Source organism: Streptomyces sp. NPDC001108 (assembly GCF_053598535.1).
The window spans coordinates 303,554-327,667 of the sequence record NZ_JBSFKL010000001.1; the positions used below are offsets into that span (position 1 = coordinate 303,554).

22 protein-coding genes are annotated in these 24,114 nt (G+C 72.7%); 11 read left to right on the forward strand and 11 right to left on the reverse strand.

All coding sequences use genetic code 11. The annotated features are described in order from the left end of the window. Positions 1–72 precede the first annotated feature (72 nt). Entirely contained in the window at positions 73–1,512 is a 1,440-nt protein-coding gene (locus ACWC97_RS01305; protein WP_352280267.1) for a dihydrolipoyl dehydrogenase family protein, read from the reverse strand. 116 nt (positions 1,513–1,628) lie between these two features. Here ACWC97_RS01305 and trxA point away from each other — a divergent pair, with 116 nt between their 5' ends. Then, positions 1,629–2,006: a thioredoxin gene (gene trxA / locus ACWC97_RS01310; RefSeq protein ID WP_352280266.1), complete on the forward strand. Its 378-nt coding sequence runs from the start codon at positions 1,629–1,631 to the stop codon at positions 2,004–2,006. A gap of 33 nt (positions 2,007–2,039) precedes the next feature. Here trxA and ACWC97_RS01315 read toward each other — a convergent pair whose 3' ends face one another. Together ACWC97_RS01315 and ACWC97_RS01320 are read right to left on the reverse strand one after the other, a co-directional pair. Further along, positions 2,040–2,387 (reverse strand): hypothetical protein, encoded by a 348-nt coding sequence (locus ACWC97_RS01315; protein ID WP_450646695.1) that lies wholly within the window; start codon positions 2,385–2,387, stop codon positions 2,040–2,042. 66 nt (positions 2,388–2,453) lie between these two features. Beyond that, the gene (locus ACWC97_RS01320; RefSeq protein WP_352280264.1) at positions 2,454–3,476 is read right to left on the reverse strand and encodes a LacI family DNA-binding transcriptional regulator; all 1,023 of its coding nucleotides are present in this window, start codon (positions 3,474–3,476) and stop codon (positions 2,454–2,456) included. A 120-nt stretch (positions 3,477–3,596) separates the two neighbouring features. Here ACWC97_RS01320 and ACWC97_RS01325 point away from each other — a divergent pair, with 120 nt between their 5' ends. Further along, entirely contained in the window at positions 3,597–4,064 is a 468-nt protein-coding gene (locus ACWC97_RS01325; RefSeq protein WP_352280263.1) for a type II toxin-antitoxin system PemK/MazF family toxin, read from the forward strand. 78 nt (positions 4,065–4,142) lie between these two features. On the opposite strand, the gene ACWC97_RS01330 is transcribed toward ACWC97_RS01325, so the two are convergent. Next, positions 4,143–4,970, reverse strand: a complete 828-nt coding sequence (locus ACWC97_RS01330; protein ID WP_450646698.1) for a TIGR02452 family protein — start codon at positions 4,968–4,970, stop codon at positions 4,143–4,145. A gap of 146 nt (positions 4,971–5,116) precedes the next feature. Between ACWC97_RS01330 and egtA the strand changes: the two genes are divergently transcribed. Genes egtA through egtD form a run of 4 tightly spaced genes read left to right on the forward strand, consistent with a single transcriptional unit; the run spans position 5,117 to position 9,478 of the window. Further along, entirely contained in the window at positions 5,117–6,436 is a 1,320-nt protein-coding gene (gene egtA / locus ACWC97_RS01335) for an ergothioneine biosynthesis glutamate--cysteine ligase EgtA (RefSeq protein WP_450646700.1), read from the forward strand. Continuing rightward, positions 6,433–7,764, forward strand: a complete 1,332-nt coding sequence (gene egtB, locus ACWC97_RS01340) for an ergothioneine biosynthesis protein EgtB (RefSeq protein WP_450646702.1) — start codon at positions 6,433–6,435, stop codon at positions 7,762–7,764. Before egtA ends, egtB begins: the two co-directional genes overlap by 4 nt. Further along, the gene (gene egtC, locus ACWC97_RS01345) at positions 7,764–8,519 is read left to right on the forward strand and encodes an ergothioneine biosynthesis protein EgtC (protein WP_450646703.1); all 756 of its coding nucleotides are present in this window, start codon (positions 7,764–7,766) and stop codon (positions 8,517–8,519) included. Before egtB ends, egtC begins: the two co-directional genes overlap by 1 nt. Continuing rightward, positions 8,516–9,478: an L-histidine N(alpha)-methyltransferase gene (egtD, locus tag ACWC97_RS01350; RefSeq protein ID WP_450646705.1), complete on the forward strand. Its 963-nt coding sequence runs from the start codon at positions 8,516–8,518 to the stop codon at positions 9,476–9,478. The genes egtC and egtD overlap by 4 nt, the downstream gene beginning before the upstream one ends. Here the strand turns inward: egtD and ACWC97_RS01355 are convergent. The 3 genes from ACWC97_RS01355 to ACWC97_RS01365 form a co-directional block, all read right to left on the reverse strand. After that, complete coding sequence (locus ACWC97_RS01355; protein ID WP_352280257.1) at positions 9,421–10,281, reverse strand: lysophospholipid acyltransferase family protein; 861 nt, start codon at positions 10,279–10,281, stop codon at positions 9,421–9,423. The genes egtD and ACWC97_RS01355 overlap by 58 nt on opposite strands. Further along, entirely contained in the window at positions 10,278–11,072 is a 795-nt protein-coding gene (locus tag ACWC97_RS01360) for a GNAT family N-acetyltransferase (protein WP_450646708.1), read from the reverse strand. Before ACWC97_RS01360 ends, ACWC97_RS01355 begins: the two co-directional genes overlap by 4 nt. Positions 11,073–11,265: 193 nt before the next feature. Beyond that, the gene (locus tag ACWC97_RS01365) at positions 11,266–12,522 is read right to left on the reverse strand and encodes an extracellular solute-binding protein (protein ID WP_352280255.1); all 1,257 of its coding nucleotides are present in this window, start codon (positions 12,520–12,522) and stop codon (positions 11,266–11,268) included. Between the two features lie 203 nt (positions 12,523–12,725). Here ACWC97_RS01365 and ACWC97_RS01370 point away from each other — a divergent pair, with 203 nt between their 5' ends. After that, on the forward strand, positions 12,726–12,941 hold the full coding sequence (locus ACWC97_RS01370; RefSeq protein WP_352280254.1) for a dodecin: 216 nt from the start codon (positions 12,726–12,728) through the stop codon (positions 12,939–12,941). 30 nt (positions 12,942–12,971) lie between these two features. Here ACWC97_RS01370 and ACWC97_RS01375 read toward each other — a convergent pair whose 3' ends face one another. Next, positions 12,972–13,460, reverse strand: coding sequence for a phosphatase domain-containing protein (locus ACWC97_RS01375; RefSeq protein ID WP_352280253.1), 489 nt, complete (start codon positions 13,458–13,460; stop codon positions 12,972–12,974). 226 nt (positions 13,461–13,686) lie between these two features. On the opposite strand from ACWC97_RS01375, the gene ACWC97_RS01380 reads away from it, so the two are divergent. The 3 genes from ACWC97_RS01380 to ACWC97_RS01390 all read left to right on the forward strand — a co-directional run bounded on the left by ACWC97_RS01380 (position 13,687) and on the right by ACWC97_RS01390 (position 19,644). Then, on the forward strand, positions 13,687–15,078 hold the full coding sequence (locus ACWC97_RS01380; protein ID WP_352280252.1) for a polysaccharide pyruvyl transferase family protein: 1,392 nt from the start codon (positions 13,687–13,689) through the stop codon (positions 15,076–15,078). Positions 15,079–15,216: 138 nt separating this feature from the next. After that, positions 15,217–17,643, forward strand: coding sequence for an ABC transporter (locus ACWC97_RS01385; RefSeq protein WP_450646711.1), 2,427 nt, complete (start codon positions 15,217–15,219; stop codon positions 17,641–17,643). 234 nt (positions 17,644–17,877) lie between these two features. Next, positions 17,878–19,644: a glycosyl hydrolase family 18 protein gene (locus ACWC97_RS01390; RefSeq protein WP_352280250.1), complete on the forward strand. Its 1,767-nt coding sequence runs from the start codon at positions 17,878–17,880 to the stop codon at positions 19,642–19,644. A gap of 85 nt (positions 19,645–19,729) precedes the next feature. On the opposite strand, the gene ACWC97_RS01395 is transcribed toward ACWC97_RS01390, so the two are convergent. Genes ACWC97_RS01395 through ACWC97_RS01405 form a run of 3 tightly spaced genes read right to left on the reverse strand, consistent with a single transcriptional unit; the run spans position 19,730 to position 23,131 of the window. Next, complete coding sequence (locus tag ACWC97_RS01395) at positions 19,730–20,476, reverse strand: succinate dehydrogenase/fumarate reductase iron-sulfur subunit (protein ID WP_352280249.1); 747 nt, start codon at positions 20,474–20,476, stop codon at positions 19,730–19,732. Continuing rightward, positions 20,473–22,422 carry a fumarate reductase/succinate dehydrogenase flavoprotein subunit gene (locus tag ACWC97_RS01400; protein ID WP_450646714.1) on the reverse strand — a complete coding sequence of 650 codons (1,950 nt, stop codon included), beginning with the start codon at positions 22,420–22,422 and terminating at the stop codon, positions 20,473–20,475. The genes ACWC97_RS01395 and ACWC97_RS01400 overlap by 4 nt, the downstream gene beginning before the upstream one ends. A gap of 1 nt (position 22,423) precedes the next feature. Further along, positions 22,424–23,131 (reverse strand): succinate dehydrogenase, encoded by a 708-nt coding sequence (locus ACWC97_RS01405; RefSeq protein ID WP_352280247.1) that lies wholly within the window; start codon positions 23,129–23,131, stop codon positions 22,424–22,426. Between the two features lie 95 nt (positions 23,132–23,226). On the opposite strand from ACWC97_RS01405, the gene ACWC97_RS01410 reads away from it, so the two are divergent. After that, positions 23,227–24,111, forward strand: coding sequence for a LysR family transcriptional regulator (locus ACWC97_RS01410; protein ID WP_352280246.1), 885 nt, complete (start codon positions 23,227–23,229; stop codon positions 24,109–24,111). Positions 24,112–24,114: the final 3 nt, after the last annotated feature.

The following is a 24,114-nucleotide window of genomic DNA, read 5'->3' on the forward strand; positions in this document are numbered from 1 at the left end:
TCGGCGGCCGGGTGCCGGTGATGAAGGGCGCTCCCCGGTCCCGGCCGCCCGCGCTGCCGGGCCGCCGGTGCTTCAGCCCCGGTACGCCTCCAGCAGACGCAGCCAGACCTCGCTGATCGTGGGGTACGCGGGGACGGCGTGCCACAGCCGGTGGACGGGCACCTCGCCCGCGACGGCGACGGTCGCCGAGTGCAGCAGTTCGCCGATGCCGGGGCCGACGAAGGTGACGCCGAGCAGGATCTCCCGGTCGAGGTCGACGACCATGCGGGCGCGGCCCCGGTAGCCGTCCGCGTAGAGGCCGGAGCCGGCGACGGCGGCGAGGTCGTGGTCGACGGCGCGGACCCGGTGGCCCGCCCGTTCCGCCTCGGCGAGGGTGAGGCCGACCGAGGCGGCCTCCGGGTCGGTGAAGACGACCTGGGGTACGGCGGCGTGGTCGGCGGTGGCGGCGTGGGCGCCCCAGGGACCGGTCTCCAGGGGCGGGGCGCCGGTGGCGCGGGCGGTGATGGCGGCTCCCGCGATGCGTGCCTGGTACTTGCCCTGGTGAGTGAGGAGCGCCCGGTGGTTGACGTCGCCCACCGCGTAGAGCCAGTCGCTGCCCTCGACCCGGCAGCTGTCGTCGACGGTGAGCCAGGAGCCCGGCTCCAGGCCCACCGTCTCCAGCCCGAGGTCGTCGGTGCGCGGGGCCCGGCCGGTGGCGAAGAGGATCTCGTCGGCCTCGATCCGTTCGCCGTCGTCCAGCTCGACGGTGACGGGCCCGTCCGGGGCGGTGCGGTGCACGGCGGTGGCCGAGGTCCCCATACGAATGTCCGCGCCGGCCTCGGTGAGGGCCCGGGCGACCAGCTCACCCGCGAAGGGCTCCATCTTCGGCAGCAGCCCGGTGCCGCGGACCAGCAGTGTCACCCGGGCGCCGAGGGCCTGCCAGACGGTGGCCATCTCAACGCCGACCACACCACCGCCGACGATCACCAGACGGCCGGGCACCTCCTTCGCGCTGGTCGCCTCCCGGCTGGTCCAGGGGCGGGCCGTGTCGACGCCGGGAAGTTCGGGGACGACGGCGCGGCTTCCGGTGCACAGGGCGACGGCATGGCGGGCGGTGAGCCGGTGCTCCGTGCCGTCGGGGGCGGTGACGGAGACCTCCTTCTCGCCGGTCAGCCGGCCGGTGCCCCGGTGGACGTCGGCGCCGATCCCCTCCAGCCAGGCGGCCTGGCCGTCGTCCTTCCAGTACGAGGCGTAGGAGTCGCGGTGGGCGAGGACCGCCCCGGTGTCCAGCGGCCCTTGGACGGCGGCGGCGAGCCCCGGGACGCGGCGGGCGTCGGCGCGGGCGACCACCGGGCGCAGCAGGGCCTTGCTGGGCATGCAGGCCCAGTAGGAGCATTCGCCGCCGATCAGTTCCGACTCGACGACCGCGGCGGTCAGCCCGGCGGCCCGGACCCGGTCGGCGACGTTCTCGCCCACCGGGCCGGCTCCGACGACCACGACGTCGTATTCCGTGTTCAGAGAGGGATCTGTCATGGGGACAGTCTGGTGGCGGGTGTGGACGGCGGCCACATGGGCAGGCGGAATAGCACGGGGTCGGGCACCGTTGTCCGGACAGATTCCGAGCGGGCAGAGAAAGAGGTATCGAGGACATGAGCACCATCGAGCTCACCAAGGAAAACTTCGACGAGGTCGTCAGCGGGAACGACTTCGTCCTGATCGACTTCTGGGCTTCCTGGTGCGGTCCGTGCCGCCAGTTCTCGCCGGTCTACGAGGCCGCCTCCGAGCGCCACGACGACGTGGTCTTCGCGAAGGTCAACACGGAGGAGCAGCAGGAGCTGGCGGCGGCCTTCGAGATCCGCTCCATTCCCACGCTGATGATCGTCCGGGAGAACGTGGCGGTGTTCGCGCAGCCCGGGGCGTTGCCGGAGGCCGCGCTGGAGGACGTCATCGGGCAGGCCCGGAAGCTGGACATGGACGAGGTCCGCAAGTCCATCGAAGAGCAGAAGAACCAGGCGCCGGGGCAGTAGGCCCGGTTCTCGCCGGGACCGGGCCGGGGCGCCTCAGCGCCCGGCGGCGGTCCCGGCGTCCCGCGCCCTGACCCTGACGGTGAGGCCGTAGGTCAGTTCGGCCCCGTCGACCAGCAGGGCCTCGACCGTGCGGGTCGCGGGGTCGATGTCGGCCACGACGCCGTCCCCGGCGTACCGGGGGTATCCGGACGCGCCCGTCTCGCCGGTCGCCGAGACGACCGCCGAGCGGACGGCATCACCGGCGCCGCCGTCCGGTTCGGCGGGGTCGTCGGCCCCGGCGGGCTCGGCCGTTGCGGTGGTGCCGTCGCTCTCCCCGGTCCCGGGGGTCTCCTCCACGAATCCGGGGACGAGGAGGATCTCGTAGCTCTGCGGATGGCTCATGGCCCTCACGTTAAGGGCTCTCCCCCGGTCCGGAACGGATCCGTGCGTGCCGGACCGTCCGGTGTCTCAGGCAGACTCGCGCCGTACCACCGCGACCCGGAGCAGGTCGTGGCGCTCGGGGTCGGCCCCGGGCTCCTTGACCAGCCGGTCCACCAGCTCGGCGAGCGGCTGCGGGGTGGCCAGTTCCATCCGTACGGTGGTGAGCCGGGGCCGCAGGAGCCTGCCCAGCATCAGGTCGTCGGCGCCGATCACCGCGGTCTCGCCGGGTACGTCGATGCCCGCGTCCTGGAGGGCCCGCATCAGGAGCATCGCGTACGCGTCGTCGAAGGCGAAGACGGCGTCGAGGTCCAGGGAGCGCCACCGGGCGGCGAGCCGGGCGGCCGACTCCTCGTCGTACCGCAGGGGCAGCGGTTCCACCCGGGCGGTGTGGCGCCGGGCGGCCCGCCGGGCGCCGGTCAGCCGGGGGCCGGCGAGGCGGTCCGGTCCGCTCTCCTCGGGCATGACCACGCCGATCCGGCGCCGGCCGCCCGCCAGCAGGTGCCCCACCGCACAGTCGCCGACCGCCTGCTGGTCCATGACCAGGGCGTGGGCGCCGGGCACCGGGCGCGGGCCGAGGGTGATGACGGCCCTGGCCCCGGACCGCCGGAGCATCGCTATCCCGGGCGGGGTGAGGTCGACGGCGCCGGGGGCGATCACGGCGACCGGGCGGAGTTCGGCCCAGGCGCGCGGCGCGTCCTGCGGGTCGAGGCCGGTGCTGCCGTACTGGACGACCGTGTAGTCGAGTCGGCGCAACCCCGCCTCCAGTTCGCGGAAGAAGCGGTGGTGGAGCGGGCCGGCCGGGGGATCCACGGTGGGCAGCAGGACCATGCGGGTGTGTCCGGCGCGCAGACTGCGGGCCGCGGCATGGGGCACGTAGCCGAGTTCGGCGGCGGCTTCCCGGACCCGGCGGCGGGTGGTCTCGCTGATCCGCACGGAGGCGCTGTTGTTCAGTACGTACGAGACGGTGGCCCTGGAGACCCCGGCGAGCCGTGCGACGTCGGCGCTGGTGGGGACGGGGCGTTCGGTGGGCTGGTTCGGTAACTGGCTCATGGCTTGCGGCAGTCTTCCAGAGCGCGCCGCCCGAATGCGCCCCGGGGCACGTACCGGTCCGGCGGATGTCCCGTCCGCCCCCGCGCCCCGGCTCCGCTGAGCGGGCCCTACGGTGTGGGGATGATCATCGAACACCGTGACGACAGCTTCGATCCCTCGGCCGACCTCCCGGGCCGCTCCGGCCCGGCCGCCACGACGGAGGTCGACCCGTTCGGGGTGGGGCCGGTCCGCACCTCCTACGCACCGGACCGGGACGGCGACCCGGATCCCGGGGAGATCGTCTGGACGTTCGTCCCCTACGAGGAGAACGACGGGCGGGGCAAGGACCGCCCGGTCCTGGTGGTGGCCCGGGAGGCGGCGGGCACACTGCTCGCGGTGCGGCTCTCCAGCAAGCAGCACGACCGGGACCGCGAGTGGGTGGCGCTCGGCTCCGGCCCCTGGGACGGCTCGGGCCGCCCGTCCTGGGTGGACCTGGACCGGGTGCTGCGGGTGCACGAGGACGGGATGCGGCGGGAGGCGTGCGCCCTGGACCGGGCGCGGTTCGACCAGGTCGTGGGACGGCTGCGGGAGCGTTACGGCTGGGCGTAGGCGCCGGGGCGTGTCCGGCGGATCGGGGACGGGCACCGCGACCCCGGTTCCGGTCCGTCGGACACGCCCCGTACGGCGCTACGCGGCACCGAAGGCGCGGTCGAAGGCGGCCCGGGTGGCGGAGTCCGGGGCCCGGTCGAGGATGCCGAAGACGATCTGTTCGAAGTGCCCGGCGAACCGGCCGCCGTCCAGCAGCAGCGCCCCGAACGCCCCGGCCACCTGCGCCGGATCGTTGCGGAACACCCCGCAGCCCCAGGCCCCCAGCACCAGCCGCCGGTACCCGCGCACCGCCGCCACCTCCAGCACCCGCTCCGCCCGGGTGGCGAGGGCGGCGGGGATGCGGTGGGCCTCTTCGGGGGTGCGGGCGCGGACGACGCCGGCGTTGGGCGCCGGGGAGGTCAGGAAGCCGACGGTGAACGGGGTGTCGAGGAACCGTCCCCGGTCGTCCCGGAAGACCGGTACGCCCGGGGAGTGGATCACCCGGTCGGTGTAGAGGGGGCTGCGTCCGGCGCGGTGGTGGGCGTAGAAGTCGGGGGCGCGCAGCAGGGTGGTGTACAGGCCGGAGGACCGGCACAGCGCCTCCTCCTGGGCCTGGGCGCCGTTGAGGTAGCCGCCGCCGGGGTTGCGGGCGGAGGCGTAGTTGAGCACGGCGACCTTGCCGGGGCCCTCTCGGGTCATCCGGTGGGCGGCGGCCAGGCTGCTCTCGCCGGTGACCTCGACGGACGGGGTGCGGTCGCCGTCCAGGACGACGAGCGGCAGCGGCTCGGGCCCGTACAGCGTGGTCCCGGAGATCGCGCTGCTCAGGGCCCGTTCGATGGACACCTCCCGGCCGTCCGGGGTGCGGTAGTGGCCTGCTGCGACGACGGCCTCGGTCTCGCGCGCGATCCCGCGCAGCCTGGCGCTCATCGGTACTCCCCCGTGTGGTGCATACGGGGCATGCTCGGCGCCCCGACGGCGGCGGCGCAACCCGATTTCTCCCGTCCAGGGGCACTCTTGTGCGATCCACTCGCAGGGGTTTGGGTGGTGGGAGAGACCTGTGGAAGGAGGCCCGCATGTCGTACGACACCTCCGGGGGCCATGGCCCGCCCGGCGGTTCCCCGCCCCTGGACGAGGGCGAGGCCGAGGACTTACTGCGCTGCATCTGTTTCAAGACGGGACCGCCCCGCAAGGTCGGTGTGGAACTCGAATGGCTCATCCACGACCGGGACCGTCCGCGTGTCCCCGTCGAGCACGACCGCCTCGAAGCGGCCACCGCCGTCCTGCGGGCCCTGCCCCTGAGCGCGGCGGTCACCTTCGAACCCGGCGGCCAGCTGGAGCTCAGCTCGCGCCCCGCCGACTCCCTGACGGAGTGCGTCGAGACCACCGCCGCCGACCTGGCCGCGGTGCGCGCGGCCCTGGACCCGCTGGGGCTGGTGCCGGTGGGGCTCGGCGTCGACCCCTGGCACGCCCCCCGCCGGCTGCTGCGCGAACCCCGGTACGACGCCATGGAGATCGCCCTGGACCGGTCGGGTCCGGCCGGTCGGGTGATGATGTGCAACACCGCGTCCGTCCAGGTCTGCCTGGACGCCGGGGAGGAGGAGCCGGGGCCCCTGGGATACGGGCGGCGCTGGCAGTTGTGCCATCTGCTGGGCGCGGTCCTGGTGGCCGTCTTCGCCAATTCGCCCCTCCGGCTGGGCCGCCCCACCTCCTGGCGCTCCACCCGTCAGTCGCTGTGGGCCGCGCTCGACCCGTGGCGGCCGGTGGCTCCGCCGCACGGTCCGCTGCCGCGCGACGCCTGGGCCGGGCATGTGCTGGACACGCCGGTGATGTGCATCCGGGAGGAGAGCGGTCCGTGGTCCGTGCCGAACGGACTGACGTTCCGGGACTGGATCCGCACCGGCGCCCCGAGACCTCCGGTGCGCGCCGATCTCGACTACCACATCAGTACGCTCTTCCCGCCGGTGCGCCCGCGCGGCCATCTGGAGCTGCGCATGATCGACGCCCAGTACGGGGCGGACGGCTGGCTGGTGCCGCTCGCCGTGACCACCGCCCTGTTCGACGATCCGGAGGCCGCCGAGAGGGTGTTCCGTGCCGTGGCGCCCCTGGCCGGGGCGGCCGGGCCGGAGCCCGCGCCGCTCAATGCGCTCTGGACGCGCGCCGCCCGCGACGGGCTGGCCGATCCCGAGCTGCGGGCGGCGGCCACCGCCTGCTTCGGGGCCGCGCTGGAGGCACTGCCACGGCTCGGGGCGTCCGGGCGGGTCCAGGAGGCCGCGGCCGGTTTCCACGACCGGTACGTGGCTCGGGGCCGCTGCCCGGCCGACGACCTCCCCGCACTGCTCGCACCCATCGGGCCCGGCGGTCCGGGCCACCACTTCGAGGGACTCCGCCCATGAACGACTCCCCCGCACCCCACGGGATGGACCCCGAGCCGCTGCGCAGCCGCGCCCTCGCCGCGCTGAGCACCGCCCGGGACCGCACCACCCGGCTCACCGACAGCGTCGACGACCGCGAACTGACCGCCCAGCACTCGCCGTTGATGTCCCCGCTGGTCTGGGACCTCGCGCACATCGGCAACCAGGAGGAGCTGTGGCTGCTGCGCGGGGTGGCCGGGCGCGAGGCGATGCGCCCGGAGATCGACGGCCTGTACGACGCCTTCGAGCACCCCCGGGCGACCCGCCCCTCGCTGCCGCTGCTGCCGCCCGCCGAGGCGCGGGCGTACGCGGCGGAGGTCCGCGGCCGGGCCCTGGACGTCCTCGACACCACCGCCCTGGACGACGACCGGCCGCTGGTGCGGTCCGGATTCGCCTTCGGAATGATCGCCCAACACGAACAGCAGCACGACGAAACGATGCTGATCACCCATCAGCTCCGGTCCGGACCGCCCGTGCTGGCCGCGCCCGTGCCGCCGCGCGCCGAGGACACGGCGGATCTCCCTGCCGAAGTCCTGGTCGGGGGCGGCCCGTTCACCATGGGTACGTCCGCCGACCCCTGGGCCCTGGACAACGAACGCCCGGCGCATGTGCGGGACGTACCGGACTTCTACCTCGACACCGCACCGGTCACCTGCGGCGCGTACCAGGAGTTCGTCGAGGACGGCGGCTACACCGAGCGGCGCTGGTGGGCATCCGAGGGGTGGGAGATGGTCCGCGCGCACGACCTGGCCGCCCCGCTGTTCTGGCACCGGGACGGCGGCCAGTGGCTGCGCCGCCGCTTCGGGGTCACCGAACCCGTCCCCGGGGACGAACCGGTGCTCCACGTCAGCTGGTACGAGGCGGACGCCTACGCCCGCTGGGCCGGGCGCCGGCTGCCCACGGAGGCGGAGTGGGAGAAGGCGGCCCGCCACGACCCGGTGTCCGGGCGGTCGCGCCGCTACCCCTGGGGCGACGAGGACCCGGCGCCCGAGCGGGCCAATCTCGGCCAGCGCCATCTGCGGCCCGCGCCCGCCGGGGCGTACCGGCAGGGCCGGTCCCCGTACGGGGCCGGGCAGTTGATCGGTGACGTGTGGGAGTGGACGGCCAGTGACTTCCTGCCGTACCCGGGATTCCGCGCGTTTCCCTACCGGGAGTACTCGGAGGTGTTCTTCGGGTCCGCCCACAAGGTGCTGCGCGGTGGTTCGTTCGCCGTGGACCAGGTGGCCTGCCGGGGCACCTTCCGCAACTGGGACCTGCCGGTGCGTCGGCAGATCTTCGCCGGTTTCCGTACCGCGCGGGACGTCGGCTGATGTGTCGTCATCTCGCCTATCTGGGGCCGCCGGTGGCGCTCGGCGAACTGCTGTCCCGGCCGCCCCACTCGCTGGTCCGCCAGTCCTGGGCACCGCGCCACCAGCGGTACGGGACGGTCAACGCCGACGGCTTCGGCGTCGGCTGGTACGCGGACGGCGACCCGGTGCCCGGACGGTACCGGCGCCGGGGCCCGGTCTGGGGCGACGAGACCTTCGCCGACCTGGCCCGGGTGGTGCGCAGCCCGGCCCTGCTGGCCGCCGTCCGGGACGCCACGGAGGCGGGCGCCGACGGCGAGGCGGCCGCCGCGCCCTTCACCGCCGGGACGCTGCTCTTCAGCCACAACGGCGCGGTGCGGGGCTGGCCGCACACGGTGGCCCCGCTCGCCGCGGCGCTGCCGCCCGCCGAGCTGCTGTCCCTCACCGCCCGCAGCGACTCGGCGCTGCTCTGGGCCCTGGTGCGACGCCGGCTGGCGGACGGCGACGCGCTGCCCGAGGCCGTCTCCGCCACCGTGCTGGACGTGGCCGCCGCCGCACCGGAATCCCGGCTGAACCTGCTGCTCACCGATGGCGCGTCGATCGTCGCGACGGCCTGGGGCGACACCCTGTGGTGCCTGACCGGGCCGGGCCCGCGCACGGTCGTGGCCTCGGAACCCTACGACGACGATCCGCTCTGGCGCCCGGTCCCCGACCGCACCCTGCTGGTGGCGACCCGCGCCGATGTCTCACTGACCCCGCTCAAGGAGCCCCTTGCGTGAGTCCTTTCCTGCTGACCCGCACCCTGCCGGCCGACGCGACGGACGCGGCGCTGCGCGCCGATGTCCTGCACGGTCTGACCCGGCACCCCAAGTCACTGCCGCCCAAGTGGTTCTACGACGCCCGGGGCAGCGAGCTGTTCGAGGAGATCACCCGGCTGCCCGAGTACTACCCGACCCGCGCCGAGCGGGAGATCCTGATCGAACGGGCCGACGAGATCGCCCGCGCCTCGGGGGCCCGGACCCTGATCGAGCTGGGGTCCGGTTCGTCGGAGAAGACCGGCCATCTGCTGGACTCCCTGCCGGAGCTGCACAGTTACGTACCGGTCGACGTGAGCGAGAGCGCGTTGCGCGGTGCCGGCGAGGCGCTGCTCGCCCGGCGCCCCGGGCTCTCGGTGCACGCCCTGGTCGCCGACTTCACCGGAGGTCTGGCGCTGCCGGGGACGCCAGGGCCCCGGCTGCTGGCCTTCCTGGGCGGCACGATCGGCAACCTGCTGCCCGAGGAGCGGGCGGCGTTCCTGCGGTCGGTGCGGTCGCTGCTCTCCCCGGGCGACGCGCTGCTGCTCGGCACCGACCTGGTGAAGGACGAGAAGGTGCTGGTCGCCGCCTACGACGACGCCACCGGGGTGACCGCGGAGTTCAACCGGAACGTGCTGCGGGTGGTCAACCGGGAGCTGGGCGCGGACTTCGACCCGGAGGGCTTCGACCATGTGGCGCTCTGGGACCCGGGTAACGAATGGATCGAGATGCGGCTGCGGGCCCGGCGGGCGCAGACGGTGAAGGTCCCGGCCCTGGATCTGCTGGTGGGTTTCGAGGCCGGTGAGGAGCTGCGTACGGAGGTGTCGGCCAAGTTCCGCCGGAAACGGGTCCGGGCGGAACTGGAGGCGGCCGGTCTGCGGCTGGATCAGTGGTGGACGGATTCCGGGGAGCGGTTCGCGCTCTCGCTGGCGACGGCCCTCTGAGCGCGGCGGGCCAGGGCCCGCCGGTCCGGCAGGGCGGCCGCCGGGACTGGTGGCAGGACGTGGAGCTCGGCGGTCAGTCCGGCCGCCCGCACCACCCGCCACAGGGAGGCGGGGAGCGGATCGTCGCCGACGAAGGCGGCGGCACCGGCCGGGGCGTGGCGCTCCGCCGGTGCCGCCAGGTGGCCGGTGACGCGGTAGCCGATGCGTACCGGCAGGACGGTGGCGCCGGCGTCGATCGCGGCCTGGAAGGCGGCCGGGCCGAACCGGCCGCCGGGGCCGCGCCCGCACCAGGTGGTGCCCTCGGGGAAGACCACCACCCGTGATCCGCCGCGCATCGCCGTGGCGAGGGCGCGGACGGTCGCCGGCAGCGCGCGCAGCCGGTCGCGGTCGACGAAGAGGGTACCGCCGTGGGCGGCGAGCGGGCCGAGCACCGGCCACCGGCGGATCTCGCGCTTGGCGAGCATCCGGCCGGGGACCACGGCGGCGACGAGCGGGATGTCCAGCCAGGAGATGTGGTTGGCGACGACGAGCGTCCCGGGTGTCCCGGCGGGCGGTACGGGAGCACCGGTGACCCGCACCCGTACGCCGAAGGCGCGTACGGCCCCGTACGACCAGCGGCGGATCAGCCGCTCCCGGCGGGCCGGGCCGAACAGGGGCAGGAACGGCGCCCCCAGCACACCGGCCAGGGCCCAGACGCACCCGGCGAGCAGCAGGGCCGCCGCGACGGGAGGGAGCCGGGTCCGGCCGGTGTGGGCGGCGCAGGTCCCCGGGGCGCAGGGCGCGGTGGGCAGCCAGGGGTTCATCGCAGCGGGGCGAGGGCGAGGAAGTGGCGGAGGTAGCGGGGGTCGGTGCGGCGCAGCGACAGCAGGACGTACAGGTCGGCGACGTCGAAGTCCGGGTCGTGGGCGGGTGCCCCGCACACCTGGGCGCCCAGCCGGAGGTAGCCGCGGAGCAGCGGGGGCAGGGTGGCGAGTCCGGTGCGTACCGGTCCGGCCGTGCCGGAGGGCTGCCAGAGGTGGTGCGGGGTGACCCAGTGGTCCTCGGGGGCGAGGTACTTGGTCCGTACGGTCTCCCAGGCTCCGGCCGCCGCCGTGCCGCCGTCGGAGAGCGGGATGGAGCAGCAGCCGGCCAGCCAGTTGTGTCGGGTGCGTTCCATGTAGCGGGCGAGTCCGGCCCAGATCAGGGCTATGACGGCGCCGTCGCGGTGGGCGGGGTGGACGCAGGACCGTCCGACCTCCACCAGGTCGTCCCGGATCGGGGCGAGCCGGCCGAGGTCGAACTCGCTCTCCGCGTAGAGGCCCCCGGCCGCCTCCGCCCGTTCGGGAGGCAGGACCCGGTAGGTGGCGACGACCTCGCCGGTGGCTTCCTCCCGGACGAGCAGGTGGTCGCAGTACGCGTCGAACGCGTCGCTGTCCAGGCCGGGTTCGGGGCTGTGCAGACGGGCGCCGAGTTCCCCGGCGAAGACGAGGTGGCGCAGGCGCTGGGCGGCGCGGACCTCGTCCGGGCCGGTGGCCAGGGTGACCCGGTAGCGCGGCCGTTCGGGGGCGGTCGGCGGTGAGGTGGCGGGAAGGGAGGCAACGGGCATCGCGTTCATGACAATCTCCCGGACGGATCGGCAAGGACGGCCGCCGGGCCGTCGCACGGGGTGCGAAGGCCCGGCCCCTTACTTCTTCCGCGACCGGCTGGATTCGACATGACGGTCCGGGAGCGCCGACATGTGCGACGGCTGAATCCCGGGGGTGGCCGGTTCGGGCCCCTCCGGACGCCCCCGGCGGAGCCCTGCGGGGTCAGCCCCCGAAGAGCTTCGCGGTGATCTTCCCCGAGGCGGTGCGCGCCTCCCGCAGGGGGTCACCGCCCTCCAGGACCGCTGTCATGTACGGCTTGATCGGGTTGTCGGCCTCGACGTCGGCCCACTGCGGCGAGTTCGGGGTCGCCCGGCCCTGCGTGGCCCCTTCGGCCATCGCGGCCGTACCCGCCTGTCCCACGACGGCCTTCGCGAGGCCCGGCTTGTTGGGCACGTAGCTCATGGTCCGGGCGAGTTCCTCCTGCCACTTCCGGCTCGCCAGCGCCTTGACCACCTCGACGCCCTCGGCGCGCCGGTCCGCCTTCTCCGGGACGATGAGGTCGGAACCGCCGGTGAAGACGGCGCCGGGCTTCTTGGCGGTCTTGCCCGGGATCGGGAAGTAGCCCAGCTTCCCCTTGAGTTCGGGGTTCCGCTTCACGATCTGGGCCACGCTGCCGGGCACCGAAATGATCTGTGCGACATTCCCCCGGGCGAACACGTCGGACTGCGGGGGCTTTTCCTCGTCGGCATCCTTGGGGCCCTCGCCGAGCGCCTGGAGCTCCTTGTAGAAGTTCATGCCGCGGAGGGCCGCGGGGCTGTCCAGGGCGCCTTTCCACGAACCGCCCTCGTCCTCGGCCAGTTCACCGCCCTCGTCCCAGATGAATCCGGCGAGCACGTACCAGTTCTGGCCCGCGAGATAGATCCCCTGATTGCCGTTCTCGTTCAGCAGCCGGGTATCGGCGATCCACTCCTGCCGGGTTTTCGGCGGATTCTTGATTCCGGCGCGCTCGAAGATCTCCTTGTTGTAGATCACCACCCGGTTGGCCGCGTACCAGGGAATGCCGTACTGCATGCCGTCGATGCTGCCCGGGTCGGCGAGGCCCGGAAGCCAGTCCTCGCTGCCCATGTCCCGTACGGCCTCCAGCGTCAGATCGCGCAGGCCGCCGCTGGCCGCGTACTGAGCGACCTGGGTGTTGCCGACCTCGATGACGTCAGGGGTGTCCTTGCCCTTCAGGGCGCTGATGACCTTCGGGCCGATGCCGCCCCAGCCCTGGAACTTGAACTCCAGCTCGATGGAGGGGTGCTCGTCCTCGAAGTCCTTGGTGAACCGCTTGAGGAAATCGGCGGAGACGCTGTCCTTCATCAGCCAGACAGTGACCTTCTTGCTGTCCGAGCCCCCCATGCCGAATACCGTTCCACATCCTGTGAGCGCACAGGCGGAAACGAGCGCGACAGCTCCGACGAGTATGCGGTTCTTCACCAGGTTCACCTTCTGCTGAACAAAAACGGCTTGATTCAGGAACCCGGTGTGGGGGACTGCGGGCGGCGCCCGCACGGGCGTGGCTGGATTTTGGTATGGACCATTGATTTGGTCAAGGGCCGTTCACCGGGCGTTTTCCGCGCCGATCCCTCGCGGAGCGGGGCCGGATGGGGCACCGTGATAGGGACGAGAGGAGACATATCATGTCAAACCACACCTATCGGGTCACCGAAATCGTGGGAACCTCCCATGAAGGGGTCGACGACGCCATCCGGCGGGGCGTCGCAAGAGCTTCGGAAACGTTGCACAATCTCGACTGGTTCGAGATCACCGAGGTGCGCGGGGAGATCAAGGACGGCCGGATCGAGCACTACCAGGTGGGCCTGAAGGTCGGCTTCCGGCTCGACGGGACGAGCTGACCCGGAGGCACTCCGGCGGGGTACGGCCGGTCAGGTACGCCCCTCGCGCTCCTGGGCGTCCTTCAGTGCCGAGGACTCCTCGGCCCAGCGGGCCCGCACCACGGTGAAGCCCGCCCGCTCCGCCGCGTCGCAGACGAGCTCGTCGTCGTCGACCAGCATGCGGACCTCGCGCCCCCGGCCCAGCCGGCGCAGGATCTCCAGCTTGGCGTGCCGGGCCGGCCGGCGGTCGTCGTCACGCCGCATGTGGAGCCGCCCCTCCGGCAGCCCGTGCGCCGCGAGCCAGGCGAGGGTGTCCGCACGGCACCGCTCGGGCCGACCCGTGAGGTATCCGACCTCGCACTCCTCGGCGCTCTCCAGCGCCAGCCGCACCCCTTCGGGCAGGGGCGGGTCGTCGACGGCCGCGGCGAAGAAGCCGTCCCAGTCGCGCCGCGGACCTTCCAGGTAGTGCTGACGGTGGCCGCTGTCCGCGAGCGTGCCGTCCAGGTCGAACACGGCCAGGGGCCGGGGGTCGCTCTTCATGTCCCCATCCCACCAGACCGCCCCGCGGTCGACAGCGCCGAGCGGCCGCTCCGGGCGTCACCGACGCCGGCACTCTTCCCACCGAATCGGCACAAGTGAGCACAGAATCCTCGCGCGCCGACCCTCCACGGAGGTGACATCACCCGCTCACGTTCCGCCAAGATCGCAAAAGGTTGTACAGGATGCACGTGGAACCAAAAACGATCGTAAAGCTATATTCATCTTTGTGGCATCGAACGTGAACGACGTGAAGCGAATACTCCTGCGCTCGGGGAAGAGCCCCTTCGACGTGGTCCCGGTCGAACGCGCCCTCCATGAGGACGTGTTCGCCACCAACTCGGGGAACCTGATCTTCAGCGACGCCGCCCACAAGATCCTCCAGACGCCACACACGGAGGTGGTCTCCAACGGGATCGCCACCCGGATCGCCGACGTGGACCGCATCAACAGCGAGTACGACGTCTTCGTCGTTCCGCTCGCCAACGCCTTCCGGCCCTCCTTCGAGCCGCAGCTGAAGCGGCTGACCAAGCTCATCTCGAAGCTGAAGATCCCGGTGGTCGTTCCGGGCGTCGGCGCCCAGACCGGGGTCAACTACTCCGCGGACCGGCTGAAGCCGATGCAGTCCTCGGTCTACGCCTTCGTCTCCGCCGTGCTCGACCGCAGCGCCTCCATCGGGGTGCGCGGCGAGTTCACCGAGCGCTACCTGCGGGACATGGGCTTCCGGGACGTGGACGTCATCGGCTGCCCGTCGATGTTCCTGCACGGCGACACGCTCACCATCCGGGAGGGCGGCGGGGCGCTCGGCCCCGGGTCGCGGATCGCCGTCAACGGATCGCACGACGCGGTGCGCAAGACCAAGCTCGGGCAGATCATCGACCGCACCCACGCCCGCTACCCGCACCTCCGGTTCATCGGCCAGAACCTCTCCGACGCCCGCCAGCTGCACTGGCGCGACCTCTCGCACCCGAACGCCGCCGTCACCGGCATCCCCACCCACCCCGACCACCCGATGTACGCGGAGGACAAGGTCCGCGTCTACATCGACCCGGTCACCTGGATGGAGGACCTACGGGGCTTCGACTTCTCCTTCGGCTCACGGATCCACGGCAACATCGCCGCGCTGCTGGCCGGGACACCGGCCACCGTGCTCTGCGGCGACTCCCGGACCCTGGAGCTGTGCCGCTACTTCGAGATCCCGCACCGGACGCTCGCCCAGGTCCCGGCCGACCTCGACCCCGCCGAACTCCACGAGTCGGCGGACTTCGGACCGCTGACCCGCGGCCACCGGGAGCGGTTCGACCGGTTCACCAACTTCCTCGACAAGAACGGGCTGCAGAACACCTTCACCCACGGCGACGGCGGCGCGGCCTTCGAGCAGCGGATGAGCAAGCTCTCCTTCCCGCCCGGCGTCCGCCCCTGGACCGGCCCCGAGGCCGCGGAGCTGGCCCCCCGGCTGAACTGGCTGCAGACCCGGCTCACCGAGGTCGAGGCCGAGAACACCCGACTGAAGCGCACGGTCGCGAAGAGCGCGGCGCTGCCCGCCCAGCGCTCCACGTACCAGCGCGCCCGCAGCGTCGTGGGACGGCCGATCAAGCGCGCCCTGCGCCCCTCCCGCTGATCCGTCCGCCCCGTACCGGTCCGGCCGGTACGGGGCGTCCCGGAACCGTACGGCCCCGCCGGGCCTACTATCGGAGTGTTTGCCCCGGTCCGCCCCCGGACCACCGGCCCGCCCCGATCCGTACGGAGTCCCGCGCCCATGCCCACCCCCCACGATCCGTACGTACGGGTGCGCGGCGCCCGTGAGCACAACCTCAGGGACGTCTCCGTCGACATCCCGCGCGACACCCTCACCGTCTTCACCGGGGTCTCCGGCTCCGGGAAGTCCTCGCTGGCCTTCGGGACGATCTACGCGGAGGCCCAGCGCCGCTACTTCGAGTCCGTCGCCCCGTACGCCCGGCGGCTGATCCACCAGGTCGGGGCGCCCGCGGTCGGCGAGGTCACCGGTCTGCCGCCGGCCGTCTCGCTGGAGCAGCGCCGCTCGGCGCCCGGGGCCCGCTCCTCCGTCGGCACGGTCACCACGCTCTCCAACTCGCTGCGGATGCTGTTCTCCCGGGCCGGGGACTACCCGGCCGGGGCCGAGCGGCTGGACTCCGACGCCTTCTCGCCGAACACCGCCGCCGGGGCGTGCCCGGCCTGCCACGGACTCGGCCTCGTCCACCGCACCACCGAGGAACTGCTGGTCCCCGACCCCTCGCTGTCGATCCGCGAGGGCGCCATCGCCGCCTGGCCGGGCGCCTGGCAGGGCAAGAACCTGCGCGACGTGCTGGACGCGCTGGGCCACGACGTCGACCGGCCCTGGCGCGAGCTGCCCGCGAAGGAGCGGGAGTGGATCCTCTTCACCGACGAGCAGCCGGTGGTGACGGTCCACCCGGTCCGGGAGGCGGGCCGCATCCAGCGCCCCTACCAGGGCACCTACACCAGCGCCCGCCGCCACGTGCTGCACACCTTCGCGGATTCCAAGAGCCGCACGCTGCGGGCCAAGGCCGAGCGGTTCCTGACCTCCGAGCCGTGCCCGGAGTGCCACGGCAGCCGGCTGCGCCCGCAGGCGCTGGCCGTCACCTTCGCCGGGCGGACGATCGCGGAGCTGGCGGCGCTGCCGCTGAGTTCGCTCGCGGAGCTGCTGGGCGGGGCGGGCGGCGACGCCACGGCCCGGATGCTGACGGCGGACCTGCTCGCCCGGATCGCCACCGTCACGGAGCTGGGCCTCGGCTATCTCAGCCTGGACCGGACGGCCCCGACGCTCTCATCCGGCGAGTTGCAGCGACTGCGGCTGGCCACCCAGCTCCGTTCGGGCCTCTTCGGTGTCGTCTACGTCCTGGACGAACCGTCGGCCGGGCTCCATCCGGCGGACACCGCGTCGCTGCTCGGGGTGCTGGGGCGGCTCAAGGAGGCCGGGAACACGGTCTTCGTGGTGGAGCACCAGATGGACGTGGTGCGCCGGGCGGACTGGCTGGTGGACGTGGGGCCGCTGGCCGGTGAGCACGGGGGCCGGGTGCTGCACAGCGGTCCCCCGGCCGGTCTCGCGCAGGTGCCGGAGTCGGCCACCCGGCGGTTCCTCTTCGACCAGGGCCCGCCGCCGGAGCGCACGGTGCGCACACCGACCGGGTGGCTGCGGCTGACCGGGGTGGACCGGCACAACGTGCGCGGGGTGGACGCGGCCTTCCCGCTCGGGGTGTTCACCGCCGTGACGGGGGTGTCGGGGTCGGGGAAGTCGACGCTGACCGGTCAGGTGCTGGCCGGGCTGCTCGCCGACCTGCGGCCGTCCGCCGATTCCGGGGAGCCGGGCACGGAACCCGCGCGCCGCTGGTGCGCCTCGGCCGAGGGGCTGGAGGCGGTGGACCGGCTCGTCCAGGTCGACCAGCGGCCGATCGGCCGTACGCCCCGGTCCAACCTGGCCACGTACACCGGGCTCTTCGACGTCGTACGGAAGCTGTTCGCCGCCACGGACACCGCCAAGGAGCGCGGCTACAAGGCCGGGCGGTTCTCCTTCAACGTGGCGGGCGGCCGGTGCGAGACCTGCCAGGGCGAGGGCTTCGTCTCCGTGGAGCTGCTCTTCCTCCCCAGTACGTACGCGCCCTGCCCGGACTGCCACGGGGCCCGGTACAACGCGGAGACCCTGGAGGTGACCCTGCGCGGGCTCGACATCGCCCAGGTGCTGGATCTGACGGTGGAGTCGGCGGCCGGGTTCTTCGCCGGGACCGCGGCCGCGGAGCGCAGTCTGCGGACCCTGCTCGACGTCGGGCTCGGGTATCTGCGGCTGGGGCAGCCCGCCACGGAACTCTCGGGCGGCGAGGCCCAGCGGATCAAGCTGGCGGCCGAGCTCCAGCGCACCCGCCGGGGCCACACGCTGTACCTGCTGGACGAGCCGACGACCGGGCTGCACCCCGCCGATGTCGAGGTGCTGATGCGGCAGTTGCACGGCCTCGTCGACGCGGGCGACACCGTCGTGGTGGTCGAGCACGACATGGCGGTGGTGGCGGGGTCCGACTGGGTGATCGACCTCGGTCCCGGCGGTGGCGACCGGGGCGGGCGGATCGTGGCGGCGGGCACTCCGGCCGAGGTGGCGGCGGCCCCCGGCAGTCGCACGGCTCCGTACCTGGCCGCGGCACTGCACCACCCCTGACGTCAACTCGCCGAGGAACATGGCGAGTTGATGGACGGCAAGCAATGGGGAATGAAACGGCAAAGACTCTTGACCGCGTTCTGGTCCAGACCAATTATGGGCATGCCTCACGGCCGCTCCACACCGTGCGGCGTGTGACCCCCGGCCGGGATTCACAGGAACGGGCCGCGCCCTTCGACGGGCGCGGCCGAGCCGTGCGATCCGCCCGTCGTCTCACCCCCGGGAGCATCCCCCATGCGATGTCCAAGAGCACTCGGCGCAGTCCTGAGCGCCCTGGCCACCACCGTCGCCTCCGCCGGACTGGTCCTCGGTGCCGGTGCCGGTGCCGAGGCCGCCCCCACCGCCGCGACCCCCATGCCGGCCCATGTCTTCGCCCCCTACTTCGAGGCGTGGAACGGCGACAGCCCGGCCGCGCTGTCGCAGGCCTCCGGTGCCAAGTACCTGACCATGGCCTTCATCCAGACCGAGGCCCGCGGTTCCTGCACCCCGTACTGGAACGGCGACACCGGCACCCCCATCGCCCAGTCCGTCTTCGGCTCCGACTTCACCACCATGCGGTCCCGGGGCGGCGACGTGATCCCGTCGTTCGGCGGCTACACCGCCGACAACGAGAGCACCGAGATCGCCGACAGCTGCACCAACGTCGACTCGATCGCCGCCGCGTACGAGAAGGTCATCACGACCTACGACGTGTCCCGCCTCGACATGGACATCGAGGACAACTCGCTGGACAACAACGCCGGGATCGACCGCCGCAACAAGGCGATCAAGAAGGTCCAGGACTGGGCCGCCGCCAACGGGCGCCCGCTGCAGATCTCGTACACCCTGCCCACCACCACGAGCGGTCTCGCCGACAGCGGGCTCGCGGTGCTGGAGAACGCGGTCTCCAACGGCGCCAAGGTCGACGTCGTGAACCTCATGACGTTCGACTACTACGACGGCGCCACGCACAACATGGCGCAGGACACCAAGACGGCGATCACCGGTCTCAAGAACCAGCTCGCCCAGCTCTACCCGTCGAAGACCGAGGCGCAGCTCTGGGGCATGGCGGGCATCATCGAGATGCCCGGCATCGACGACTACGGCCCGGCCGAGACGTTCACCACCGCGGACGCCCCGGTGGTCTACGACTGGGCGGTCTCCAAGGGGCTGAGCACCCTGTCGTTCTGGGCGCTCCAGCGCGACAACGGCGGCTGCCCCGGCACCGGCGGCAGCGACACCTGTTCCGGGATCGCGCAGGACACCTGGTACTTCAGCCACACCTTCGCGCCGTTCACCGGTGGCGGCAGCGGCCCGGTGACGGACGACTACTCGGTCGCCCTCTCCCCCGGTTCGGCCACGGTGGCCCCCGGCGGCTCGGTCTCGACGGCGGTGAAGACCGCGGTCGTCTCGGGCAGCGCCAAGACCGTCGCGCTGACGGCGAGCGGGGCGCCCGCCGGGGTGACGACGACGCTCAGCCCGGCGTCGGTGACCGCGGGCGAGAGCGCGAAGCTGGCGATCGCCGTCCCGGCCGCCACGGCGCCGGGCACGTACCGGATCGACGTGACCGGGGCCTCCGGCACCCTGAGCCACACCGCCACCTTCACGCTGACGGTCCCGGGGCCGGGCGGCGGCACCGGGGTCCTGGTCAACGGCGACTTCGAGTCCGGCTCGCTCAGCCCCTGGACCTGTGGCGCGGGCGGCGCGGTCGTCTCCACCCCGGTGCACGGCGGCACGCACGCGCTCGCCGCGGCGGCCACCGCCTCGCAGACCGGCGAGTGCGCGCAGACCGTCACCCTGTCCCCCAACACCACGTACACGCTGAGCGGTTGGGTGCAGGGGAACTACGGGTACCTCGGGGTGCGCGGTGACGCGACCGCCAGTGTCTGGGGTTCGTCGAGCGGCTACGCGAAGCAGTCGGTGAAGTTCACCACCGGTTCGACCGGCGCGGTCACCGTCTACCTGCACGGCTGGTACGGGCAGGGCACGGTCTACGGCGACGACATCTCCGTGACGTCCTGATCCGCCGCGTCCGGTGAGTCTTCCCGGTCCCGGGGGTGGGCGGCCCCCGGGACCGGGAATCCGTGCGTACCGGCCCCGCGGCCGGTCAGCGGCGCACCTTGCGGGTGGCGCGCAGCCACTCCTTGTTCATGGCCGAGATCGACGGGAGCGGGATGCCCTTGGGGCAGGCGGTGGCGCACTCCCCGGTGAGGGTGCAGCCGCCGAACCCCTCGGTGTCCATCTGGCCGACCATGTCCAGGACCCGGGTCTCGCGCTCCGGGGCACCCTGCGGCAGGACGTTCAGGTGGTTGATCTTCGCCGAGGTGAAGAGCATCGCCGAGCCGTTGGGGCAGGCCGCGACGCAGGCCCCGCAGCCGATGCACTCGGCGTGCTCGAAGGCGGAGTCGGCGTCCGGCTTGGGCACCGGGGTGGCGTGCGCCTCGGGGGCGGTGCCGGTCGGGGCGGAGATGTAGCCGCCGGCCTGGATGATCCGGTCGAAGGCCGAGCGGTCCACGACCAGGTCCTTGACGACCGGGAAGGCCGCGGCGCGCCACGGCTCGATGTCGATGGTGTCGCCGTCCTCGAAGGACCGCATGTGGAGCTGGCAGGTGGTGGTCCGCTCGGGGCCGTGGGCGTCGCCGTTGATGACGAGGCTGCAGGCGCCGCAGATCCCCTCGCGGCAGTCGTGGTCGAAGGCGACCGGGTCGTCGCCGTCCAGGATGAGCCGTTCGTTGAGGGTGTCGAGCATCTCCAGGAACGACATGTCCCGCGAGATGCCGTCCACCTCGTAGGTGGACATCGCTCCGGGGGCGTCGGCGTTCTTCTGGCGCCAGACGCGCAGGGTGAGCTTCATGCGTAGCTCCGCTGGGTGGGGTGGACGTACTCGAAGACGAGTTCTTCCTTGTGCAGGACGGGGGGTTCGCCGGTGCCGGAGAACTCCCAGGCGGCGGCGTAGGAGAACTCCTCGTCGCGGCGGGCGGCCTCGCCGTCGGGGGTCTGCGACTCCTCGCGGAAGTGGCCGCCGCAGGACTCGGCGCGGTGCAGTGCGTCGAGGCACATCAGCTCGGCGAGTTCCAGGTAGTCGACGACGCGGTTGGCCTTCTCCAGCGACTGGTTGAACTCGGTTCCGGTGCCGGGGACCTTGATGCGGCGCCAGAACTCCTCGCGGATCCGGGGGATGCGGGCGAGCGCGGTGCGCAGTCCGGCCTCCGTGCGGGCCATTCCGCAGTGCTCCCACATGAGTTCGCCGATCTCCCGGTGGAAGGAGTCCGGGGTGCGGTCGCCGTTCACCGAGAGCAGCAGGTTGAGCCGGTCCTCGGTGTCGGCGACGGCCTCCTCCACGGCGGGGTGCGAGGCGTCGATCTCGTCGTGGTGCGGGTGGCGCGCCAGGTAGTCGTTGATCGTCGAGGGGAGCACGAAGTACCCGTCGGCGAGGCCCTGCATCAGCGCGGAGGCGCCGAGCCGGTTGGCGCCGTGGTCGGAGAAGTTGGCCTCGCCGATGGCGAAGAGGCCGGGGATCGTGGTCTGGAGGTCGTAGTCGACCCAGAGCCCGCCCATGGTGTAGTGGACGGCCGGGTAGATCCGCATCGGGGTCTCGTACGGGTCCTCGGCGGTGATCCGGGCGTACATGTCGAAGAGGTTGCCGTACTTCTCCTCGACCTTGTCGCGGCCCATCCGGGCGATGGCGTCGGCGAAGTCCAGGTAGACGCCCTGGCCGCCGGGGCCGACGCCGCGTCCCTCGTCGCAGACGTTCTTCGCGGCGCGGGAGGCGATGTCCCGGGGGACGAGGTTGCCGAAGGAGGGGTAGATGCGCTCCAGGTAGTAGTCGCGCTCCTCCTCGGGGATCTCGGCCGCGGGGCGGTCGTCGCCCTTGGCCTTCGGGACCCAGATCCGGCCGTCGTTGCGGAGCGACTCGCTCATCAGCGTCAGCTTGGACTGGTGGTCGCCGGTGCGCGGGATACAGGTGGGGTGGATCTGGGTGAAGCAGGGGTTGGCGAAGTACGCGCCGCGGCGGTGGGCCCGCCAGACCGCGGTGGCGTTGGAGTTCATGGCGTTCGTCGACAGGTAGAAGACGTTGCCGTAGCCGCCGCTGGCCAGGACGACCGCGTCGGCGAAGTAGGTGTCGATCCGCCCGGTGATCAGGTCGCGGGCGACGATGCCGCGGGCCCGGCCGTCGACGACGATCAGGTCGAGCATCTCGGTACGGGCGTGCAGTTCCACGTTGCCCGCGGCGATCTGCCGGGACAGCGCCTGGTACGCGCCGAGCAGCAGTTGCTGTCCGGTCTGGCCGCGGGCGTAGAAGGTGCGGGATACCTGGACGCCGCCGAAGGAGCGGTTGTCGAGGAGGCCGCCGTACTCGCGGGCGAAGGGGACGCCCTGGGCGACGCACTGGTCGATGATCTCCACGGAGATCTGGGCGAGCCGGTGGACGTTGGACTCCCGGGCGCGGAAGTCGCCGCCCTTGACCGTGTCGTAGAAGAGGCGGTGGACGGAGTCGCCGTCGTTGCGGTAGTTCTTCGCGGCGTTGATGCCGCCCTGGGCGGCGACCGAGTGGGCCCGGCGGGGCGAGTCCTGGAAGCAGAACTGGACGACGTGGTAGCCCTGTTCGGCGAGGGTGGCGCCGGCCGAGCCGCCGGCCAGGCCGGTGCCGACGACGATCACGGTGTGCTTGCGGCGGTTGGCGGGGTTGACCAGCTTGGCCCGGAAGCGGCGGGTGTCCCAGCGTTCGGCGACGGGCCCCTCGGGGGCCTTGGTGTCGGCGACGGGGTCGCCGGTCGCGTAGTGCGCGTAGTCGGTCATGTCAGCTCACGACTCCGGTCATGACGGCAACGGGTACGGAGATGAAGCCCAGGGTCAGCACCGCGGCCAGGGCGTTGGCGAGGGCCCGCAGGAGCCGGTCGCGGCTCGCCCGGCCCGCGCCGAGGGTCTGCGCGGCGCTCCACAGCCCGTGCCGGACGTGGAGCCCGAGGGCGAGCACGGCGGCGATGTAGACCGTGTTGCCGTACCAGGTGGAAAAGGTGTCGACGACGTTCTGGTACGGGTGGCCGGGCTGGAAGCCGCCGGGGTGCGCGGTGCCCGTCGTCAGGTCGAGGATGTGCCAGACGATGAACAGGGCGAGGATGATCCCGCCCCAGCGCATGGTGCGGGTGGCGTAGGCGGCGCGCGGTCTGCGGTGCACGTAGCCGGTGGGCCGTGCCCGGATGTCGCGGCGGCTGAGCTGGTACGCGGAGACCGCGTGCAGGACCACGGCGGCCACCAGCACCACCCGGATGATCCACAGGGCCCACTCGTAGTGCAGGAAGGGCTCGCCGAGGGTGCGCAGCCAGTGGGCGTAGTGGTCGAACTCGCCGGGACCGAAGAAGATCTTCAGGTTTCCGATCATGTGGACGACCAGGTAGGCCAGCATGATCAGGCCGCTGACCGCCATGACCGTCTTCTTGCCGACGGACGAGTCCCAGAGCGTACGCGTCATGGACGGCCGTCGGTCCGTCCGGGTTGCCAATGCCATGCGCACGACGCTAGGGCCGAACGACCTCATCAGTCCAAGACATGGAACGGCTGATCTCCATAGGGAATGGCTATCGTGCGGGCTAGAGTGGGTATATGCAGTTCCAGCAGCTGACGTATTTCGTGGCCGTGGCCGAGACCCTGCACTTCACCCGCGCCGCCGAGTCGGTGCACGTCTCGCAGCCCTCGCTCTCCCAGCAGATCCGGGCGCTGGAGAGCGAGCTGGGGGCGGAGCTGTTCAGCCGGGCGCGCGGCCACATCGCGCTGACCGACGCGGGCGAGGCCCTGCTGCCGCTGGCCCGGCGCATCCTCGCGGACGCGGACACCGCGCGCCACGAGGTGCAGGAGCTGGCGCAGCTGCGCCGGGGCCGGGTCCGGCTCGGTGCGACGCCCAGCCTCTGCACCGGCCTGCTCCCCGACGTGCTGCGCGCCTTCCACGACCGGCATCCGGGGATCCGGCTGCTGCTGGAGGAGGGCGGCTCGCTCGATCTGGTGCGGGAGCTGGCGCGCGGCGCGCTGGATCTCGCGCTGGTGGTGCTGCCGCTGCCCGCCGCGTCGCCCGCGCTGACGACGGTCGAGCTGCTCCAGGAGGACCTGGTCGTGGTGTCGTCGGCCGAGGCGCCCCGGCCGGGGCGGGGCGGCCGGGTGCGGATCGCCGATCTGGCGGGCGAGCCGCTGGTGATGTTCCGGCACGGCTACGACCTGCGGGAGCTGACGGTGGCCGCCTGCCGGGCGGAGGGGTTCGAGCCGTCCTTCACGGTGGAGGGCGGCGAGATGGACGCGGTGCTGGGCTTCGTCCGGGCGGGGCTCGGGATCGCGGTGGTGCCGAGCATGGTCGCCGGACGCTCCGGCCACGGGCTGCGGACGACGCCGCTGGCCCGGCCCGGTCTGCGGCGCACCATCGCGCTCGCGCACCGCAGCGACGTGGCCCCGCCGCGTGCGGCGCGCGAGCTCCAGAAGATGCTGCTGGCGGTCGGCTGAGCC

What these genes read in the sequence shown, in the direction of transcription:
- ACWC97_RS01305 (WP_352280267.1), bottom strand. Translation starts at nt 1,512, where the DNA reads ATGACAGATCCCTCTCTGAACACGGAATACGACGTCGTGGTCGTCGGA.
- trxA (WP_352280266.1), top strand. Translation starts at nt 1,629, where the DNA reads ATGAGCACCATCGAGCTCACCAAGGAAAACTTCGACGAGGTCGTCAGC.
- ACWC97_RS01315 (WP_450646695.1), bottom strand. Translation starts at nt 2,387, where the DNA reads ATGAGCCATCCGCAGAGCTACGAGATCCTCCTCGTCCCCGGATTCGTG.
- ACWC97_RS01320 (WP_352280264.1), bottom strand. Translation starts at nt 3,476, where the DNA reads ATGAGCCAGTTACCGAACCAGCCCACCGAACGCCCCGTCCCCACCAGC.
- ACWC97_RS01325 (WP_352280263.1), top strand. Translation starts at nt 3,597, where the DNA reads ATGATCATCGAACACCGTGACGACAGCTTCGATCCCTCGGCCGACCTC.
- ACWC97_RS01330 (WP_450646698.1), bottom strand. Translation starts at nt 4,970, where the DNA reads ATGAGCGCCAGGCTGCGCGGGATCGCGCGCGAGACCGAGGCCGTCGTC.
- egtA (WP_450646700.1), top strand. Translation starts at nt 5,117, where the DNA reads ATGTCGTACGACACCTCCGGGGGCCATGGCCCGCCCGGCGGTTCCCCG.
- egtB (WP_450646702.1), top strand. Translation starts at nt 6,433, where the DNA reads ATGAACGACTCCCCCGCACCCCACGGGATGGACCCCGAGCCGCTGCGC.
- egtC (WP_450646703.1), top strand. Translation starts at nt 7,764, where the DNA reads ATGTGTCGTCATCTCGCCTATCTGGGGCCGCCGGTGGCGCTCGGCGAA.
- ACWC97_RS01355 (WP_352280257.1), bottom strand. Translation starts at nt 10,281, where the DNA reads ATGAACCCCTGGCTGCCCACCGCGCCCTGCGCCCCGGGGACCTGCGCC.
- ACWC97_RS01360 (WP_450646708.1), bottom strand. Translation starts at nt 11,072, where the DNA reads ATGAACGCGATGCCCGTTGCCTCCCTTCCCGCCACCTCACCGCCGACC.
- ACWC97_RS01370 (WP_352280254.1), top strand. Translation starts at nt 12,726, where the DNA reads ATGTCAAACCACACCTATCGGGTCACCGAAATCGTGGGAACCTCCCAT.
- ACWC97_RS01375 (WP_352280253.1), bottom strand. Translation starts at nt 13,460, where the DNA reads ATGAAGAGCGACCCCCGGCCCCTGGCCGTGTTCGACCTGGACGGCACG.
- ACWC97_RS01385 (WP_450646711.1), top strand. Translation starts at nt 15,217, where the DNA reads ATGCCCACCCCCCACGATCCGTACGTACGGGTGCGCGGCGCCCGTGAG.
- ACWC97_RS01390 (WP_352280250.1), top strand. Translation starts at nt 17,878, where the DNA reads ATGCGATGTCCAAGAGCACTCGGCGCAGTCCTGAGCGCCCTGGCCACC.
- ACWC97_RS01395 (WP_352280249.1), bottom strand. Translation starts at nt 20,476, where the DNA reads ATGAAGCTCACCCTGCGCGTCTGGCGCCAGAAGAACGCCGACGCCCCC.
- ACWC97_RS01400 (WP_450646714.1), bottom strand. Translation starts at nt 22,422, where the DNA reads ATGACCGACTACGCGCACTACGCGACCGGCGACCCCGTCGCCGACACC.
- ACWC97_RS01405 (WP_352280247.1), bottom strand. Translation starts at nt 23,131, where the DNA reads ATGGCATTGGCAACCCGGACGGACCGACGGCCGTCCATGACGCGTACG.
- ACWC97_RS01410 (WP_352280246.1), top strand. Translation starts at nt 23,227, where the DNA reads ATGCAGTTCCAGCAGCTGACGTATTTCGTGGCCGTGGCCGAGACCCTG.